Consider the following 17,532-nt stretch of genomic DNA (forward strand, 5'->3'; position numbering starts at 1 on the left):
GATTCCGGACTGCTCCTTCCATTGCATCCCCTGCGGGGACTGGGGTCAATGGGGTGCCGGGGTCCCGACGGGTTTGCGGTTCCCTGCCCTGCTTCCGGCCGGGTAGCTTGGGACCATGAGACTGAAAATGTGCAGCATCCACGTCAAGGATCCGGCCACCGCCCACACGTTTTACACCGAGACCCTCGGCTTCGAGACGCTGATGGCGATGCCCGAACACAACCTCTTCATCATCAAGGATCCCGGCGCCGGCGACAGTTCCGTTGGGCTGCTGCTGGAGCCCAGCGACAACCCGATCGGAGCGGACTACATGAACGCTGTGCACGACGCCGGGATGCCGGCCATCGTGTTCGGCGTACCGGACGTGCAGGCCGAGTACGAGAGGCTGGTGGCTGCCGGTGTGACGTTCACGGGGGAACCATCGGAGACCCCTTACGGAATCACGGCGGTGTTCGAGGATGGCTGCGGCAACCTGGTGCAGCTGCACCAGGACTGAGCTTTCACCCTGATAAAACAGAAGCCTGTCCTCGGATCCGAGCCTTGTAGGTTCGGGTCCGCGAACAAGCTTTGGTTTTCAGTGGACTGTATGAGCGGCCGGAACATCCAGCCTCAGCACGAGTGCACACACGCGACGTTAACCCGCCTTCGGCACGGCAAGGAATGTGCTTTCCTGAAGCTCACACGTTGCATCAATGCTGCCGGGTAGGTGGTACCAGCGAGGTGCAGGGCCGAAGTTGAAAACCCTGATGAGGTGGAAAATTTCGGGCTGCTCTTGGGAAACCTGCAATTCGTTTCGGGACACGAAGAACGGCGTCTCGGCGCGCGACTTTGTGGTTTTGACCTCAATGAGCCGTTCCTTTCCGCTCTCCTCGAAGGAGAGGATGTCGTATCCGAGGCCGTCGCCGCGGGTCTTGGACACATGCTCAACTGACTCAGCCAGCTTGCGCTTTCCGGCACCGTGCAGCCTCCTGCGTTCAAGTTCGACGACGGCCTCCTCGCCGCCGTTCCCGAGCTTCCGGTTGCTCGCTTCTACCGAAGCGTAGTCATAATGACGCACTGTCCGGACGCCGGACCGTTCGTCAGGGAGGACGATTTTGGGGACGGGGGACCACACGACGTCGAGTGCCCCAATTGCGGCTGCGTCGGGCGTCTGGAGTGCTTCGGCCAACACTTGTTCGATGATCGACGGCGAGGAAGCCAGTTTCGCTTGAACTTCAGCGATTAGGGCGTGCTGATAGTTCTTGGCTGGCTGGTATCCCTTGATGGGACGAAGGCCCAACCTCATCATGACGGCCGAGATGTTTTGGTGCTTGTACTCGACGGCGGTGCTGGTCCGGTCGTTCAACAGATCAAGAAGCCGGTCCCGAAACATCGTTTTGCTGTAGGGCTGCCCGAGCACCTCCAGACGTAACATCTCAAGGTAGCTGGCTACGGTTGCGGATATTTCAGCCGCCGACCAGTCTCTGGCCGTCAAGGTGTTCCGCTCCCGGTGCGCATAGCGTCCAGGTTATCGCCTTGGCGGCAGGACCCAGCCGTGGAATGAGTCGGATTGTTCGACCCGCCCTCAGTCGCCTACCTCCAGGATTTCCACCACATCTTCGATCAACTCAAAGTCCTTGGCGTTGCGGGTCATCAACGGGATGCCTAGCGAGTGGGCCTGCGCGGCGATCATGATGTCCTTACTCCTGGCATGCTGCGGCCTCAGGCGCTTGACCCGCGCCGCCAGCTCGCCGTAGCTCTCGGCCGCATGCTCGTCAAAGAGAATCCAATCCATTAGCTCCCGCCAGACGGCAAGGCGGTGGACTCGGTTGCGGCGGATCTCTTCAGTTGCTGATGACCTGATGCCGAATTGGAGCTCCGCGAGTGAGATGATGCTTGAGCCGAGGACGGCACCGGCCGGCCACACCGCTGGCGGGGCAATCAGGACGTTGGTGTCCAGCAGGATCACCGGGGTGTCCACGGATCAACAGCTGGATCAGTATCCCTGGATTCTTCGTGTTCCTCGAGCCATCCGGTCTGGTCTGAACCGAGTTGGGCCAGCTTCAGCGCAAGTGCCACTTCAGCTGCTGAGGTCCACTTTTTGCGGTGCGTTATGGGGCTGATCATTGCCACGGAACGGCCCTGAAGGGTTATCTCGAGCGTGGCTCCGTGCTCAACCCTCTCAATGACAGCCCTGGGGTTTTGTTTAAGTTCACGAACACCAACCTTGTCCATGCCTGAATTCTACGCCAGATGTAGCCTTTGTTCTACGCCGCAGGGCAGGAACGTCCGGACGTCGGCGGCCGGATGTGCGGCTAACGTGTGGGCCTCAAAATGAGCCGCAACTACTCGGCCTTGGCGCGGGCTTTCTTCGCGTCTTTTTTGGCAGCCTCGTCCTTGACACGCTGGGCTTCGGCGCGGACGGCGGCGTGCGTGGAGCGCTCGGTGACCAGCCACGCCGGGGGAGCCTGCAGCAGCGCGGTGATTTCCGCCGTCGTGAGCGCATCTTCAACGCCGCCGCGGGCCAGGCCGCTGATGGAGACGTTCAGTTTCTGCGCAACCACCGGGCGGGGGTGCGGGCCGTTGCGGCGCAGTTCCGCGAGCCACTCCGGCGGGTTGGCCTGGAGTTCGGCGAAATCGGCGCGGGTAATGGTTGAATCCTGGAACTCCTGCGGTGTTGCGGGCAGGTAGATGCCGAGTTTCTTGGCAACGGTGGCCGGCTTCATGGACTGGGAGTTTGCAGAGGTCATGCTTCAAGGGTATCCGGGCGGGCGGTACTGTGAAGACGTGCCCGCCGACAATGAATCCCCGCAGAACGCCAGCCCCTCCGAACCCGTGGAGCCGGAGGCGCCCCGGGTGCTGCGTTTCGCGTACGTGGCCGGCGTGACGCCGGGGAAGTGGATTCGCCGCTGGGAAGAGCGGGTGCTGGACATCCCGCTGGAGTCGTTCATGTCCGACGACGGTGCGCAGCTTTCCGTATTAACGGACGGTACCGCGGACCTCAGCTTCGTCCGGCTTCCGGTGGAGCGCGAAGGCCTCAGCGTGATTCCCCTGTATGAGGAGCAGCCCGTGGTGGTGGCGCCGAAGGGGCACGAGATTTCGGTGTTTGAGGAAGTGGCGCTGGCGGACCTGGCCGAAGAGACGTTTCTGGACGTCGCCGAGCTGGGCGGAGCGGAAATGGCCATGCAGGTGGTGGCGTCCGGCGCTGGCGTGGTCATCCTGCCGATGTCCGTGGCCAGGCATTTCAACGTGAAGGACACCGTGGCCCGGCGGCTGACGGGTGCGCCTACTACCGAGATTGCGCTGGCCTGGCCGAGCGATTCCACGGACGAGATCATTGAGGAGTTCATCGGGATCGTCCGCGGCCGGACCGCGGCGAGCTCGCGGCAGCCCTCGGCTCAGCAGGAAAAACCCAAAAAGGAACCGAAGCCGGACCGGCGCGGACCTGCCGTCAAGAAGCCCAAGGTGGCGCAGCGGTACGCGCCCAACCCGGACAAGGGCCGCGGGAAGGGATCGCGGAAGAAGGGGAAGCGGTAGGGCTGGGCGGTCCACGCCTTGGCGGACATTGAGCGTTCCAGCCAAAAGTGTCAGCTTGGGATTAGAGACCTTCACAAAGGCGTGTCCACAATATGTAGAACGGACCCTATTCTGACGCACTCATTGACCCCAATCTGACGTCAGATTGGGGTGTGCCTCAACATGACGACCACCACGGTTCGACCTTCGAGCTGGAGGGAAACCACCCTAGATTCCGGAAGGAGCCGCAGCGGCGACCCGGTTGCGCGGTCGGGTCCTAGTGGGAACCCGGGTCGCGGCCTCGCGCCGGGTTCCCACGGTGTTCTCGATGCTGCCGATTCCTTCCACGGTCATCCCGACCACGTCGCCGGTCTTCAGCGCCGGCGGGAGTCTTCGCACCGTTCCGACCCCAAAGCTCAGCCAGGCAGCCACTGCCGCACGTGCCGGAGCCCAGCACATCGCCGGGCCGTAGCCAGAAGACCGTCCCGGTCGCACTCCTGACCAATGCCCTTTGCGCCCTCCAACTGCGGGCGCAAAGGGTACCCGGAGATGATCGGCCTTTGTTCCCACGTTGTCGCTGCAGGGAGTTCTTCGATGAACCCTGCGGAGACCGCGGAAATAGTTTTCCCCTATGCTCACCATCCTTACTCCGCATGGTCGTTTTGCCCCCAAAGGGCCAGCCTGAGTCCTAGGGTGAGACCAACTGCCGCTGCCTAAAGGACCTCTAATGCCAGACCTGCCCCATGCCCCCGACGGAGAATCGAGCAAGGACTCCCGGCTGTTCCAAGAGTTCGTTGATCCACCAGCAAGTGCACGTCCCAGGGCTTGGTGGCACTGGATGGACGGAAACGTTGATGAGGCTGGAATTGTCAAGGACCTGGAGTGGTTTGCCGCATCCGGAGTCGCCGGTGTTCAGGCATTTAACGGCTCGATGGGAACACCTGAATATGTAGCCGAAAAGGTTGCCTTCCGTTCGCCCGCCTGGCAGTCAGCGATGAGGTGTGCTACGGACACTGCCGATCGGCTGGGCTTGGAGCTGTCGATCGCCACCTCGGCCGGGTGGAGTGCCACCGGAGGCCCATGGGTCCGCCCCGCAGCAGGAATGAAAAAGCTGGTCTGGAGCACGACAAAGGTCAGCGCGGCCGATCGGGCACCCCTGGCGCTACCCGTCCCGCCGTCCGTGTCCGGGCCCTTCCAGGACGTCCCGTTCAAGGCCGTCCGTGGGTCAGAAATGAAGATCCCAGACCACTATGAGGAGGTGGCCATTGTGGCGCTTCCTCACCGTGAGTGCCATCATCCGGTCCTCCCTGCAAGGGTTACCGCCAGCGGCCCATCGTCGGGCGAACGCACTTTGGATACGCTGGCCGACGGTCTATTCTGGCCCGCCGCCGAGTTGTCTGCCGCCGATACTGCCGATCGTGACGGTCGCGGCACAGCTTGGGTTCTGTTGGACTATGACGAGCCCGTTGCGATTGCTTCCATCCGGGTCGGCCTGCCCGCCCTGCACGGCTTCGGCTCGTCGCCCGCTCCCCTTGCCTGGCTTGAAGCCAGCGACGACGGTACTACCTTCAGGACGATCGTCGAACTTCCCTCGTCCCCTTCCCCCGTCCGTTCGGCGGCTTTTCCCGCCGTGACGGCTTGCTATTTCCGGCTTCGTCTTCAGGACCGTGTCGGCTTCGGCTTCCCTTTCGCGCCGGGTGTCAAACCTCTGAAGTTTCCGGCCCCGGAGGGGCAAAACCTTCTCTTCAAACTATCCGGATTCCAACTCTTTCCGGGTGCTCGGGTCAATCGGGCAGAAGAGAAGGCCGGCTTTGCACCCGTCCCGGACTTCTACGCTCTTGGGGGTGGCCCCTCGGAGGAGCTGGCCGCAGTCCAGCCTGAGGACATTATTGATCTGAGTGACCGGCTTCAGCAGGACGGGACCTTGGACTGGGAGCCGCCGCAAGGTAACTGGACAGTCATTCGCTTCGGGTACTCCCTCACTGGACACCTGAACGGGCCGGCTCCCGCGGACGCCACAGGCCTGGAAGTTGACAAGCTCGACGCCGGACTGGTCACCGAATATATCGAGCAGTACCTTGGCTTTTTTGACGATGCCCTGGGCCAGGAATTCGTCGGCTCCAAGGGGGTGACGGCCCTGCTCAGTGACAGCATTGAGTCCGGGCCGCAGAACTGGACCTCTGCGATGCGGGAGGAGTTCGCCAGCCGGCGCGGCTATGATCTTCTCCCGTGGCTGCCCGTGGTCAGTGGTGTTCTGGTGGGCGGGGCCCAACGCAGCGACGCGTTCCTGTGGGATTTCCGGCGCACCATCGCAGAGCTTCTGGCGGAGAAGCATTACGCGACCATCGCCCGAATAGCACACGGACGGGGAATGGGCTATTACGCCGAGGCGTTGGAGGATCACCGCCCACAGCTGGGCGACGACCTCGAGATGCGCTCCCACGCCGACGTCCCCATGGGAGCGATGTGGTGCTACGAGCCGGAAAACGGCCCTCAACCAACGTACGTTGCGGATCTGCGCGGCGCCTCCTCCGTAGCCAACATCTATGGAAAAGCAGCTGTGGGAGCTGAGTCCATGAGCGCATTCGGCAAGCCATATATGTTCACCCCCAGGAACCTTAAGCCCGTCGTGGACATGGAATTCTCCCTAGGCGTCAACCTCCTGAACATCCATACCTCTCCCCATCAGCCGGACGCAGCCCCCAAACCAGGTGTGACCCTCTCGCCCTACCTGGGGCAGGCCTTCACCCGAAACGAGACCTGGGCCCACGCTGCCCGGCCATGGATCGACTACATCGCACGCTGCAGCTACCTGCTTCAGCAAGGAACGCACGCCGCCGACATCGCATACTTCTACGGCGAAGAAGCTCCGGTGACCGGTGTGTTCGGTGATTCAGCCCCCGAGGTCCCTGACGGATACGGATTCGATTTCATCAATCTCGATGGCCTGTTGAACCAAATCACGGTTACGGCCGCCGGTCATCTGATCAGTACCGGTGGGGTGACCTACCGACTCCTTTATCTGGGCGGTTCCAGCCGCCGGATGACGCTGGGCGCAGTCCAGCGCATCACTGAACTGCTAGACGCCGGAGCAACAGTGGCCGGATTGCGGCCGGATTGCTCACCGAGCGAAGGGGATGACAGGGACGATTGGACCGCCGCCGTCGATGCCCTCTGGAACCGGCAACGGCCACGCCTTTTGGACCTGGAAGGAGCGCCGGCATCTGACGGGCTCAAGGTCGCCCTGGCCAGGATGAAGGCTCGCCCCGACTGGGTCCTGGACACTGCCGATGGCTCAAACTTTGCGGTGATCCATCGCCGCCTTGAAGAAGGCGACCTGTACTTCGTCAGCAACCAGCTCGACCGGCCGGAGAAGGTCCACGCAACATTCCGGGTCAACACCACGACGGCAGAGCTATGGGACCCGGTCAGTGCCAACCGCGAAACTGCTTCGATCATCACCGGGGAAACGGAGGAAACAGCCCTCAGCATAGAATTTGATGCCTTTGGCTCCGTATTTGTCCTGCTCGGACATGACGGCTCCCATCAGACTCCGCGCCCTGAACAGCCGGAAGTTCCTGAGCGGCCGGAGATTCCCGTGCATGGGCAGGAGCTGGACGGACCCTGGCATGTCGAGTTTGACGGTGATTCCCAATCCCCTTCTCCGCTCACGTTGACCGCGGCAGAACCCTGGAGCGGCCCCCTCGCTTCGGACTATCCTTCGGATGTAAAACACTTCTCCGGAACAGCCACGTACAGCCACACTTTCCACCTCGACCAGCTCGTGAACGGGTCCACGGATCGGTTGGTTCTGGAAATTCGCAACGTTCACGACCTTGCAGAAGTCCGTCTCAACGGGCGGGACCTGGGCGTGCTCTGGACGCCGCCCTTCAACGTGGACGTCACCGGTGCTGCTAGAAACGGCGAGAACCTGCTGGAAATAGCGGTCACCAACTCCTGGGCCAACCGGCTCATTGGAGACGCAGCGGCAGGTTCGATGGCGCGCCCTGGAGCCCACGTTTTTGAACCTGAGGCCGACACGCTTCCGGCGGGCCTGCAGGGCCCGGTACGGCTGATGGCCTACCGAAAGTAGTTGGCCCGGAGGGAGTACCTTGGGGAGCCGGCCACAAGCCTGGCTCCCCAAGTCGTTTCCGGATGTCCGCTACTCGGCGGGTGTCGCTTCGGAAAGACGCTGCTCGGGCATGAAGACGGACAGTATTACTTCCACAGCGAAGATACCGGCGAGCACCACGAAGATGGGGAGGAAGGCCCCGGAGTTCGTGGAATACGAGGGTTACGTTACTCACGAAATATGTGCTTGGGCTTCAGCTGGTACACCAAATCTGTCGCTACCTTGCCTTTCAGGTCTCCGGTGAGGTGGCTGTCCTCCGGGCACCATGGACGACTTGCGTTCACGGGGCAAACATGAGCGCTAACAAAGTGACGTTAAGAGACCCGGCGGCGCAGACTACGTTTGGCCGACTTAGGGGGCGGCGCTGGTACTGCGGTGCTGGCCCGGAGCACCAGCCTGGGCATGACCACCGTGGAACTCACGGCTGCGCCGGCCTGGATCTCCTTCAGCATGATGTCCATGCAGCGACGGCCGAGCTCTTCGAAGTCCTGGCTCACGGTGGTGAGCGGAGGGGTGAAGTACCCGGATTCCGGCTGGTCGTCGAACCCCACGACGGAGACCTCGTCTGGAACGCGGACACCGGCCTCGTTGAACGCCCGCAGAATACCAAGCGCCATTTGGTCGTTGCCCACAAAGAGCGCCGTGGCAGTGCGCTCTTCTGCGAGCCGGCGGCCGATCTCGTAGCCACTGCCTGCGCTCCAGTCCCCTTCGCGCAGCAGATCCTGAGGGAGCCCGGCCTCCTCGAGGGCGGCGCGCCAGCCCTCGGCGCGGAGGGCGCCGTCAATCCAGTCGGAGGGGCCGGCCACGTGGCCGATCCGCCGGTGTCCCTGTTCGATGAGATGTTCGACGGCGTGCTGGGCGCCGCGCTTTTGGTCCGCCATGCTGCCGCTGAAGGCCTCGTTGCCCAGGGATCCGATGGTAATAACGGGGACGACGGGGTTGAATTCCTCAAGGATTCGCAACGTTTCAGAGTGCGGCACCAGCACGGCGATTCCGTCCACCGATTGCTCGGTGAAGTGCCGCAGTGCGTCGAAGATGGCGTCCCGGCTGACGGAGCGGAGCGCCGCGATGCTGACGAAGTAGCCGGCGTCGCGCGCGGCCTGCTCCACGCCCAGCAGCGTGTTGGCAGGGCCGTACTGGGAGAGTTCGCTGCCCAGCACGCCGATGGTCTGCGAACGCCGGGTCCTCAGGCTGCGCGCGGCCGTGTTTCGGCGGTAACCGAGTTCGCCGATGGCAGCTTCCACCCTTTCCTTGGTAGTTGCGCTGACGTTCGGGTGGTTGTTGATCACGCGGGAAACGGTCTGGGGCGAGACTCTCGCGAGTTCGGCCACGTCTTCGAGACGCGGCAACCGAGCGTCGCTCTTAGTTATGGGCATGTTCTGTGTGACATCGCTGCCCAATGGCGAACGGGCGCCTTCGAGCTGGAGGGAAACCACCCTAGGTTCCGGAAGGAGCCGCAGCGGCGACCCGGTTGCGCGGACGGGTCCGGGCGGGAACCCGGGTCACGGCCTCGCGCCGGACGCCCACGGTGTTCTCGATGGTTCCGATCCCTTCCACCGTCATCCGGACCACGTCGCCGGTCTTCAGCGGCGGGGGAGTCTGGGCGCCGTTCCGGCCCCAGAGTTCGGCGAGGCAGCCGCTGCCGCAGGTGCCGGAGCCCAGCACATCGCCGGGCCGCACCACCGAGTCCTGCGAGGCGTAGGCAACCAGCTCGGCGAAGGGCCAGCCCATGTTGGAGAGCAAGTCCTGGCCGATCGCTTCACCGTTGACTTCGACAGCCATGGAGATCGGCAGGAAGCCCTCGGCGTCGTGCACGTCCACGAACTCGTCAGCAGTGGCAATCCAGGGCCCCAGCGTGTTGGCGAAGTCCTTGCCCTTGCACGGCCCCAGGCTGACTTTCATCTCACGCCGCTGCAGGTCCCGCGCGGACCAGTCGTTGAGCACCGTGTAGCCGAAAATGTGCCGGTGGGCGTCCGCGGCGCTCAGGTTCCGGCCGTCGCTCCCGGGAACGCGTCCGACGACGGCGGCAACTTCCGTTTCAAAGTCCAGATCCTCGCAGCCCGCCGGAATGCCAATCACCTCACCGGTGCCGGTCACCGTGTGCGGATTGGTGAAGTAGAACGTGGGTGCCTCGTACCATTCGCGCACGACGCCGGCCACGCCGTCGATGCTCTTTCGAACGCCCTCGACGTGTTCCTCGAACGCCACGAAGTCCCGGATAGTGGCGGGCGCCAGCGGGGCAAGTAACTGCACGTCGGCCAGCGGCACGGGCTCCGTGTAACCGATGACCTTCCGGGCAACACCCAGCGTTTCTTCAAGTCCGGCGTCGAGTAGCGTCTGGACGCTCTGGCCTGCGGCCAGCGCATAGCAGTTTCCACCGTCGACGAAGCCGGCCTGCGTCCCGCCGTCGTGATTCCAACGAGCAATTTTGACCATGTGCGTGTTCCTTAAGCGTTGGGCCGGGTGGCCAGGGCAGCGGCTGCGGTGATGCCCAGTGTGCGTGCGTTTCCGCCCAAAACCCGGGCTTCGTCACCGGCAGGAAGTCCCGCGGCCTGCACCTCGTCCACCGGAAGGTCCGATCCCATGTCGAACGGGTAGTCGGAGCCGAGCAGCACCTGCCCAGGACCGGCCGCGGCCACGAGCGACCGCAGTTCAGCAGGGCTGTGGACGAGCGAGTCGAAGTACAGCTTCTTCAGGTAGGACGACGGCGGCTGGGCGCAGCCGTGTGCCTCCGGCCGGACCTTCCACGCGTGGTCCGAGCGGCCCAGCGTGGTGGGAAGGTAGCCGCCGCCGTGCGCGGCGAGGACCTTGAGCCCCGGGTGCCGGTCCAGGACGCCGCTAAAGATCAGGTGGGACAGGGCCACAGCATTCTCGGCGGGCTGGGAAACGGTGTTGGCGAGGTAGAACCGGTCCAGCCGCTCATCCAGGGAGCAGCCGAACGGGTGCAGGAACACCAACGCACCCACCTCTTCCGCCCGGCCCCAGAAGGGTTCCAACCGGGGATCGGACAGCTCCACAGTGCTGCGCTCCGTGTCGCCCGGAGTGGCAGCAAACGAACCGATCTCCACGCCCAGCAGTCCGCACTCCAGCACCGCGTGCTCCAAGGCTTCCACCATAAGTGCGGGGTGCTGGAGCGGGACCAGGCCAAGGCCGTTGAGCCGCTCCGGGGCGCGGTCCACGAACTCGCGGACAGCCTGGTTTGCTGCCTTTGCCACCTGCAGGGCAAGTTCTTCGCCCGCAAAGTAGTAGAAGTGCGACGGCGACGGCGAGACCAGCTGCACGTCCACGCCCTGCGCGTCCATGTCTGCGAGCCGGCGGTCCAGGTCCGTCAGCTGCGGCCAGCGCTCCTTGATCATCCTGCCCGACGCGGCCATGGACTCCGGCCCGTTGCGCCGCACCTCCAAGGCCTGCTGGGCACCGAAGCCCGCGGGATCCGCCTCGGCCACGAGCTCTTGCAGGGCAGGAAGCAGGATGTGGGCGTGTACATCCAACGTGGAATTTCCCTTAGCGCTGGCGCTCATGCTGGCTCCTTCATCTGACGGCGATCGGGTTAACCGGCGATCCGACGGCGCCGGTGATGGGCAGCGGGGCGGCGGTGAGCAGGAAGTCGTACCTGCCGTCGGCTGCACACGCTTCCGCCAGTTCGTCCGGGTCCCACATCTCGCCCAGGAACAGCCCGATGTTCGGGATGGCGATCTGGTGCAGGGGCTGGAAGGCGGCGTCGAACTCGTTGGGACGGACTTCGAAGCCCCAGGTGTCGGTGGCGATCCCGGCGATTTCGGAGCGGTGCAGCCAGGGCGCTGTGGTGAAGGACAATCCGGGTGCCGCGCCGCCGGCGTAATCGCCCCAGCCTTCGCGGCGGGTCCTGGTGTATTGCCCGGTGCGGATCACCACGATGTCGCCGCGCCCCACGTTTGAGCTGGGTCCTTGGAGTTCGATGGTGCGCTGGAGGTGTTCGGGGGTGATGGCGAATCCGTCCGGCAGTTCGCCGTCGGTCCTTCCCAGCCCTGGTCCGAGCGCACGTCCGACGTCGAGGAGTACGCCGCGGGTGACGATCTTGGCGGCGGCGGTCTGGATGCCGGTGACCAGGTCGCCTTCGGAGGTGACCACGTCTCCGGCGGCCCGGCCGTTCCACGCCTTGCCCTGGTCGAAGATGTGGCCCAGCCCGTCCCATTGCGTGGAGCATTGGAGCGGCATGGAGATGACGTCGTCCGCACCGCCGATGCCGTGTGGGAAGCCTTGGTTGCCGCGTTCTGCGTCCACGCCGGTGTCGGTCATGGTGTGGACGGGGTTGGTGCGGCGGCGCCAGCCTTTCTGTGGGCCGTTGGTGTCGAACGGCTGGGACAGCGAGAACGCCTCACCCGTCTTAACCAGGGAGGCAGCCTCGATGCGTTTGCCGGTGTCGATGAAGTTCAGTGTTCCGAGGACGTCATCCTGGCCCCAGCGTCCCCAGTTGTTGTGGGCAGCGGCCATGGCACGGATGCTACCGAGCGGGTCTTCACGCCGGATGACCGGGGAATCAGCAGCTGATCCCCCGGTGCCGGTGGTGGTGATCGGTGCAGTGTCCTGGCTGGTCACTGCTGGCCGCCTTCGCGTTGGACTTCGTCCTTGCAGTGGATGAGCTGGGTGCCTAGCCCGGTGATGGTGCCTTCCATGACGTCGCCGTCCTGGAGCAAGCGGCCCCAGTGCTGGCCGTTGCCGGCGGGGCTACCGGTCAGGACCAGGTCGCCGGGGCGCAGCGGCATGATCTGGGAGGCTTCGCTGACCAGCTTGGCGACGCCGAAGATCATGTCCTGGGTGGATTCGTCCTGCATGGCGTTGCCGTTGAGCTTCAGGGTCACGTGGACGTCCTGCGGGTCACCGAAGAACTTGGCGGGCACCAGCAGCGGTCCGGTGGGCAGGAAGCCCGGGGCGTTCTTGGCGCGGTACCAGTCCGACCCGATGGCGGGCATGTCCTTGCGGAAGACGTACTCGCGGGTGGTGATGTCATTGACCATGGTGTAGCCGAAGACGTAGTCCAGGGCGTCCTCGGGGGTGACCCGAAACGCCGTCCGGCCGATGACTGCTGCAAGTTCCAGCTCCCAGTCATGTGACTTGGAGTAGGCGGGCAGGGTGAGGTCGTCCGTGGCGGACGCGATCGCCGTCGGGAGCCCGATGAAGAAGTACGGCGTGCCCTGGCCCGCGCGCTTGTCCATCATGGCCGCTGTCTTGGCGCGCACTTCGTCTTCGTCCTGGCCCGGTTCGCGGTGTGCAGCGGCTAGATCGATCACGTGTTTGCGGTAGTTCGCCCCGGTCTGCAGGACTTGGGCCGGTTCCACCGGGGCGAGAACTTTGACGTCGGCCAGATCCAGGCCGCTACGCTTGCTGGCAGAAGCGGCGACGTCATCGAGTTGGGCCTCGGCCTTGTCCCAGTGCTCGATCAGGGAGTTGATGTCCTCGTTCAGCGGCACGACCCGGCCGTGGACCAAGAGGCCTGTGCGGGCCTTGTCATCACCACCCTCCTGGAACCGGATAAGGGAGTAAGGTGCTTCGGTCATTGTCTTAGCCCCGACCCTGCTTGGCGTAGGGGTTGAGTAGGGCTTTCTTCATTTCGGGGGATGCGCCTTCCTCGGTGGCGGTGAAGCCTTCGGCCGGCGGGAAGGATTCGGTCATGGAGTGCGGCATGGCGCCGTTCTTGTAGAAGTTGTTGGAACCTTCGGACGGGTGCCAGGTGTTGGCTTCCCAGTCCGGGACGTAGTTGCGGTAGCCGCCGGAGTTGAGCTCCACGCGCAGGCCGGAGGGGTCTCGGAAGTAGAGGAAGTTCTGTTCGCCGATGCCGTGGATGGAGGGGCCGTATTCCATGGGAGTGCCGTTTTCCATGAGCACATCCGCGGTGCGGAGCAGATCCTCGTGCGAATCTACCCAGAAGGCGATGTGGTTGACGCGGCCGGCGCGCTTGGAGGTGTCCAGGACCACGCCGAGGTCGTGCGACTTTTCGTTGGTGGTGAGGACGGAGAACACGGTGATGGGTGCTTCGTCCAGGTCGGTGAAGGCCATGACGCGGAAGCCCAGGGCCTCGTTGTACCACTTGGCGAAGCCGCGGACGTCCGAGGAGGCTACGGTGACGTGGTCAAGGAAGCGGGGGGCGGCGGCGTGGCTGCTGCGGCGCTCGGGCCGGTCCGGGTAGGTGGATTCGAAACCGGGCTCAGCGACGAACTTTTCCACCTCGTAGAAGAGGCGCATGTGGTGGCCGTAGGGGCCGGTGAATTCGTAGGCCTTGCCGTAGCCGTGGCCTCCTGGAGTCCAGGTGCCCTGGACGCCGGTTGCTTCGACGCGCTGGGCCGCGGCCTCCAGGGCTGCCTGGGAGTTGGTGCGCCACGCCATCCGACCCAGGGACGCTTCGGGGCCTTCGGTGATCACCAGGCTGTAGCGGTAGTAGTCGCCCCAGCAGCGCAGGTAGACGTTGCCGTCCACGCGGTCAATAATGCGCATGCCGAACTTTTCCTCGTAGAACCGGGCCGAGGCTTCGACGTCCGGGCTGGTGATCTCGAGGTGGGCAAGATGGGAGAGGGGAGTTTCCACGGTGAAGTCCTTTTGGTTACTGGCTGCGGTCGGTTTGGTGCAGGTCCTGTAACCACAGTGCGGCACCTGAGATACCAGGGGAAGACGATTTTTTCTATAGCGGCCATACGCGCCGTCGATGGTAAAGGCAGTCGTTCGCGATGCACTTAGATGCAAGGATCCTCATTGTTGATTCAGATTTTGGAACCGGAACCGGCTCTATCCACGCTTCATCGCCCGGTTGTGCACACCGGCGGAGAACTCGTTCTATTCGTCGCAACCTGGTCCGGAGAGATTTCCCAGTCCGCAACCACGTTCGTACAGCGGCGCCGTTCCGGGAGTCCGTTCCCAACAGAACCCGGGTGTGGGCCCTATCCCGACTCCAACGGTGGCCACTGCAGCGGAGCCGTAAAGTTCCTCGGCGAGGATTCGCGGAAGGTCCGGTTCCCGACGAGCAGGACCGAAACCTAGTTTGTCCGCGCTCCGCCAGAAAACGCCGCGAGGCTCTCGATCACCAGATCGTTATTTGGCCCAACCGCCTCTCGTGCAGGGGACCGTTCTGGTCTGAAAGTGCTGAGACACACGTATCCGATACGTGGTGTCCCCACCGGCGACGTAACCCTCGTCCTGCCAGTTTGAGTACCAGACTTCTCTCCAAAGAAAGGTCAGCACGAGTTGACCGGGCCGTCTTGTATGGGGATGCCCTGCCGTGACCATTTTCTGGCCGTGATCAAAGTTTTGCCTTCAACAAGCCCGATTCGACGATGGCCCTCTGATGAGATCTCTGGCAAAGGCGGCAAGGGAAGGCATGGGTGCAGCATAGGCCTCTGCACGGCCTGCTATCGAGCCATCCTTGCGTCAGGGAACCGCTATGGTCACTACCGCTGGACCGGGGGTGGGCGCATCGCTTGTGAGGAGAGTTTTTGAGGTGACGGCGCGGGAAACGCAGCAGGCCATCTTCGTAGTGGCGGTCTGCTCGCGAGTGCTGTAGAAGACATCCCGGTGGTCTACGGTGCCCTCAAGCTCGAGGATCCGGACCCGCCGGGAGCAGTGGGCGGCCATGATCAACGAATTGCGGACCGGCACCAATGTGATGCTAAGTAAGCGCCTCGCCAAGACGCCGGAGTCAGACCGGCAGCGCACTACCGCTTACAAGATCTTTACTTATGAGGGCTTGATCGCCCGCGCGCAGACGGAAATAGAGTGGGCACAGCACGGTCTGAAACTGATCGATTCACTAGGCTAAGCTCCTTGACGAGGAGCCACGCCACGGACCGCTTCTATGCCCGGAAGGTGGAATGATCCACACCTGCTTTCCCCATCGGGACGCTTTACAGAACCTGTTGGTCGTCGCATTGCTCCCGCGTTGTCCCGGGCTGGCGGGCGGTAACCGGTCCCGGGACAACCCTGTGGGGATGAAGAACATGGCCTGAAACTGCTGCCTGACTTCAGCGCCGCCGTGACGACGACTCTTGGGTATAGATCCGACGCATACCGTGCATAAGAACACTCGTCTTCCGCGCGAGATGTACTAACGGAGAAGGTAGTGGTGACAGCTCCCGGCTCCGAAATCCGGGACGATTTCCGGGGGACTGGCTTCAAGGTACGGACCGGTAGCCAATGGACGAGGGCATCATTCCGTAGGCCCTTTCCACACGTCCGTGTGGTGGAGGCTGGTCGGCCGGCTACCTCGCTTGCGGGGCATCTCAAGTCAATGAAGAAGGGCCATTTTTATGCACCAAGGTGAAGGGTCATCCAGCGGCTGTGGCAGCAGCGGCACGGGAACACTGCCCCTGGCTGCTGTCGGTGGCATAAGTCCGGCTCCCAGGCCTGTCTCATCGGGCCCGGGGCCTATTTCTTCGCAAACACGGTTGCGGTGGGGCATTGCCGGGACGGGCGGGATTTCTCAGCAGGTCGCCGCGGACCTCTCCTTGGTCAGCAACGCAACCATCGCCGCTGTCTCCAGCCGCCATGCGGAGACTGCCCAAAAATTTGCCCGGACTTTCCGCATCCCCGCTCATGGTGATGACTACCTCAGCATGCTCGACTCTGACATTGATGCTGTTTACATTGGGACGCCACAGGTAACCCATTTTGAGTATGCCAGCGAGGCCCTCTCCCGGGGCCGCCACGTCTTATGCGAGAAACCGATGGGATTGAACGCGGCTGAGGTCAGGGAACTTGCCGCCATCGCCGCGAAATCGGGAGTTTTTTTGATGGAGGCGATGTGGATGAAATTCAATCCCCTCTACCTCCGGCTTCAGGAAGTCATAAATGGCGGAGCGATCGGCGAGGTCCGCGGTATTAGGGCTTCCTTCGGCGCGCCATTCCCTGAAGATGACTCAAGCCGCTGGAAGCCCGGGGGTAGCTCATTGCTGGACCAAGGCATCTACCCCGTAACCCTTAGTCACATGTTCCTTGGTGCCCCCTCAACGATCACGGCCGCCGGCGTAACGCGCGAAAACGGGATTGATGTGAGTGCAAACTTCACGCTCAACTATCGCAATGGAACTTTCGCCCATGGTGCCAGTTCGATGGTTAACTTCCTGGACCAGTCAGCATCTCTGTCGGGAACTACGGGTTGGATCACGATGGACGCAGGGTTCTGGTTCGCATCACAGTTCATGGTGCACCGTTTCAGCATCGAAACGGGTGAGACGACTGAGACCGTTCAGACCAAGCGGGAGGGTAACGGCTACGTACCTATGCTCCGCGAGGTGACTGCCGCAATCCTTGATGGTAAACGCGAACACGCTCTCCACAGCCTGGACGAGACTGCACGGATCTTTGACACTCTGGATAAAATTCGTCGTCAAATCAAAACTTATAGGTGAACCAGCAATAAGCAGCAGAGACCAAACTGAGAATTCACGCTCCCCGCATACGGCGCTTCACTGTAGTTTGCGCACCACCGCTCTTAGGCTAAGAATCCACTGGTTCCCCGGAGTCTGTCTCGATGTGGGCCCGTACATGCGTGCCGTCATCACTGAGCCAGCCCTTTCCGGCGGCGTACACAAGCATGTTGGCAAAGCGATAGTTCCAGCCCATGCCGATGCGGCCGGTGCACTCACTCCTGATCCAGTCGACTGAGACGAGGACGTCCTCGTGGTCGAGTTTTCCGGCCGAAGCAGTCTGGAGGAGGGCGGGCAGGTTTGCTCGGGCTTCCTTCGCCAACAACAGCTTGAAGCTGCTGCAGTCATCCGGCTCGTCCAACGCTACTGACCCGGGACTGACCCGTACCTGCATCTCTTGATCTCCTACGAACTCGTACCATGCTTTGCTGGTTCAACTATGCCCAGAGTCGGCACCTGCCGGAAGGCGAGTTTGTTGATAGGCAGTATCGACGGTATGGATGGCGAGTAAGA

General features: G+C 63.0%; 17 protein-coding genes. 6 read left to right on the forward strand and 11 right to left on the reverse strand.

Features of this window, described 5'->3' with window-relative positions:
* The first annotated feature begins 115 nt into the window (after positions 1 to 115).
* Complete coding sequence (locus AB4Y73_RS08900; protein WP_441871049.1) at positions 116 to 496, forward strand: VOC family protein; 381 nt, start codon at positions 116 to 118, stop codon at positions 494 to 496.
* Between the two features lie 138 nt (positions 497 to 634).
* On the opposite strand, the gene AB4Y73_RS08905 is transcribed toward AB4Y73_RS08900, so the two are convergent.
* The 4 genes from AB4Y73_RS08905 to AB4Y73_RS08920 form a co-directional block, all read right to left on the reverse strand.
* Positions 635 to 1,372 (reverse strand): DUF3883 domain-containing protein, encoded by a 738-nt coding sequence (locus AB4Y73_RS08905; protein ID WP_441871050.1) that lies wholly within the window; start codon positions 1,370 to 1,372, stop codon positions 635 to 637.
* Between the two features lie 192 nt (positions 1,373 to 1,564).
* The gene (locus tag AB4Y73_RS08910) at positions 1,565 to 1,960 is read right to left on the reverse strand and encodes a PIN domain-containing protein (RefSeq protein ID WP_441871052.1); all 396 of its coding nucleotides are present in this window, start codon (positions 1,958 to 1,960) and stop codon (positions 1,565 to 1,567) included.
* Positions 1,945 to 2,214, reverse strand: coding sequence for a type II toxin-antitoxin system Phd/YefM family antitoxin (locus AB4Y73_RS08915; RefSeq protein ID WP_441871053.1), 270 nt, complete (start codon positions 2,212 to 2,214; stop codon positions 1,945 to 1,947). The genes AB4Y73_RS08910 and AB4Y73_RS08915 overlap by 16 nt, the downstream gene beginning before the upstream one ends.
* Before the next feature lie 110 nt (positions 2,215 to 2,324).
* On the reverse strand, positions 2,325 to 2,729 hold the full coding sequence (locus AB4Y73_RS08920; RefSeq protein WP_441871055.1) for a DUF5997 family protein: 405 nt from the start codon (positions 2,727 to 2,729) through the stop codon (positions 2,325 to 2,327).
* Between the two features lie 37 nt (positions 2,730 to 2,766).
* Here AB4Y73_RS08920 and AB4Y73_RS08925 point away from each other — a divergent pair, with 37 nt between their 5' ends.
* The 3 genes from AB4Y73_RS08925 (at position 2,767) to AB4Y73_RS08935 (ending at position 7,588) form a co-directional block, all read left to right on the forward strand.
* Positions 2,767 to 3,516, forward strand: coding sequence for a LysR family substrate-binding domain-containing protein (locus tag AB4Y73_RS08925; RefSeq protein WP_441871057.1), 750 nt, complete (start codon positions 2,767 to 2,769; stop codon positions 3,514 to 3,516).
* Positions 3,517 to 3,823: 307 nt separating this feature from the next.
* A complete protein-coding gene (locus AB4Y73_RS08930; protein ID WP_441871058.1) occupies positions 3,824 to 3,967 on the forward strand; it encodes a hypothetical protein in 144 nt (47 codons plus the stop codon).
* A gap of 255 nt (positions 3,968 to 4,222) precedes the next feature.
* On the forward strand, positions 4,223 to 7,588 hold the full coding sequence (locus AB4Y73_RS08935; protein WP_441871060.1) for a glycosyl hydrolase: 3,366 nt from the start codon (positions 4,223 to 4,225) through the stop codon (positions 7,586 to 7,588).
* A gap of 353 nt (positions 7,589 to 7,941) precedes the next feature.
* On the opposite strand, the gene AB4Y73_RS08940 is transcribed toward AB4Y73_RS08935, so the two are convergent.
* The 6 genes from AB4Y73_RS08940 to AB4Y73_RS08965 all read right to left on the reverse strand — a co-directional run bounded on the left by AB4Y73_RS08940 (position 7,942) and on the right by AB4Y73_RS08965 (position 14,188).
* Entirely contained in the window at positions 7,942 to 9,003 is a 1,062-nt protein-coding gene (locus AB4Y73_RS08940) for a LacI family DNA-binding transcriptional regulator (protein ID WP_441871062.1), read from the reverse strand.
* Positions 9,004 to 9,064: 61 nt separating this feature from the next.
* On the reverse strand, positions 9,065 to 10,063 hold the full coding sequence (locus AB4Y73_RS08945; RefSeq protein WP_441871064.1) for a fumarylacetoacetate hydrolase family protein: 999 nt from the start codon (positions 10,061 to 10,063) through the stop codon (positions 9,065 to 9,067).
* An 11-nt stretch (positions 10,064 to 10,074) separates the two neighbouring features.
* Positions 10,075 to 11,148 carry an amidohydrolase family protein gene (locus AB4Y73_RS08950; protein ID WP_441871066.1) on the reverse strand — a complete coding sequence of 358 codons (1,074 nt, stop codon included), beginning with the start codon at positions 11,146 to 11,148 and terminating at the stop codon, positions 10,075 to 10,077.
* A 10-nt stretch (positions 11,149 to 11,158) separates the two neighbouring features.
* Positions 11,159 to 12,205: a cyclase family protein gene (locus AB4Y73_RS08955; RefSeq protein ID WP_441871068.1), complete on the reverse strand. Its 1,047-nt coding sequence runs from the start codon at positions 12,203 to 12,205 to the stop codon at positions 11,159 to 11,161.
* Positions 12,202 to 13,164: a fumarylacetoacetate hydrolase family protein gene (locus AB4Y73_RS08960; RefSeq protein ID WP_441871070.1), complete on the reverse strand. Its 963-nt coding sequence runs from the start codon at positions 13,162 to 13,164 to the stop codon at positions 12,202 to 12,204. Before AB4Y73_RS08960 ends, AB4Y73_RS08955 begins: the two co-directional genes overlap by 4 nt.
* 4 nt (positions 13,165 to 13,168) lie before the next feature.
* Positions 13,169 to 14,188: a VOC family protein gene (locus AB4Y73_RS08965; RefSeq protein WP_441871072.1), complete on the reverse strand. Its 1,020-nt coding sequence runs from the start codon at positions 14,186 to 14,188 to the stop codon at positions 13,169 to 13,171.
* A gap of 1,039 nt (positions 14,189 to 15,227) precedes the next feature.
* Between AB4Y73_RS08965 and AB4Y73_RS08970 the strand changes: the two genes are divergently transcribed.
* Positions 15,228 to 15,413, forward strand: coding sequence for a hypothetical protein (locus tag AB4Y73_RS08970; protein WP_441871073.1), 186 nt, complete (start codon positions 15,228 to 15,230; stop codon positions 15,411 to 15,413).
* A gap of 487 nt (positions 15,414 to 15,900) precedes the next feature.
* Positions 15,901 to 17,001 (forward strand): Gfo/Idh/MocA family protein, encoded by a 1,101-nt coding sequence (locus tag AB4Y73_RS08975; protein ID WP_441871074.1) that lies wholly within the window; start codon positions 15,901 to 15,903, stop codon positions 16,999 to 17,001.
* Positions 17,002 to 17,089: 88 nt separating this feature from the next.
* Here AB4Y73_RS08975 and AB4Y73_RS08980 read toward each other — a convergent pair whose 3' ends face one another.
* On the reverse strand, positions 17,090 to 17,413 hold the full coding sequence (locus AB4Y73_RS08980) for a hypothetical protein (RefSeq protein WP_441871075.1): 324 nt from the start codon (positions 17,411 to 17,413) through the stop codon (positions 17,090 to 17,092).
* Positions 17,414 to 17,532 lie beyond the last annotated feature (119 nt).

Origin of the sequence: Pseudarthrobacter sp. TAF60_1, from assembly GCF_052113505.1 — a bacterium.
In the GTDB taxonomy this organism is placed as follows: Bacteria; Actinomycetota; Actinomycetes; order Actinomycetales; family Micrococcaceae; genus Arthrobacter.

Excerpts from the sequence above, each read along its gene's own strand:
- AB4Y73_RS08950 (WP_441871066.1), bottom strand. The coding sequence starts at position 11,148 with ATGAGCGCCAGCGCTAAGGGAAATTCCACGTTGGATGTACACGCCCAC.
- AB4Y73_RS08980 (WP_441871075.1), bottom strand. The coding sequence starts at position 17,413 with ATGCAGGTACGGGTCAGTCCCGGGTCAGTAGCGTTGGACGAGCCGGAT.
- AB4Y73_RS08975 (WP_441871074.1), top strand. The coding sequence starts at position 15,901 with ATGCACCAAGGTGAAGGGTCATCCAGCGGCTGTGGCAGCAGCGGCACG.
- AB4Y73_RS08900 (WP_441871049.1), top strand. The coding sequence starts at position 116 with ATGAGACTGAAAATGTGCAGCATCCACGTCAAGGATCCGGCCACCGCC.
- AB4Y73_RS08940 (WP_441871062.1), bottom strand. The coding sequence starts at position 9,003 with ATGCCCATAACTAAGAGCGACGCTCGGTTGCCGCGTCTCGAAGACGTG.
- AB4Y73_RS08935 (WP_441871060.1), top strand. The coding sequence starts at position 4,223 with ATGCCAGACCTGCCCCATGCCCCCGACGGAGAATCGAGCAAGGACTCC.
- AB4Y73_RS08970 (WP_441871073.1), top strand. The coding sequence starts at position 15,228 with ATGATCAACGAATTGCGGACCGGCACCAATGTGATGCTAAGTAAGCGC.
- AB4Y73_RS08905 (WP_441871050.1), bottom strand. The coding sequence starts at position 1,372 with ATGTTTCGGGACCGGCTTCTTGATCTGTTGAACGACCGGACCAGCACC.
- AB4Y73_RS08930 (WP_441871058.1), top strand. The coding sequence starts at position 3,824 with ATGCTGCCGATTCCTTCCACGGTCATCCCGACCACGTCGCCGGTCTTC.
- AB4Y73_RS08915 (WP_441871053.1), bottom strand. The coding sequence starts at position 2,214 with ATGGACAAGGTTGGTGTTCGTGAACTTAAACAAAACCCCAGGGCTGTC.
- AB4Y73_RS08960 (WP_441871070.1), bottom strand. The coding sequence starts at position 13,164 with ATGACCGAAGCACCTTACTCCCTTATCCGGTTCCAGGAGGGTGGTGAT.
- AB4Y73_RS08920 (WP_441871055.1), bottom strand. The coding sequence starts at position 2,729 with ATGACCTCTGCAAACTCCCAGTCCATGAAGCCGGCCACCGTTGCCAAG.
- AB4Y73_RS08945 (WP_441871064.1), bottom strand. The coding sequence starts at position 10,063 with ATGGTCAAAATTGCTCGTTGGAATCACGACGGCGGGACGCAGGCCGGC.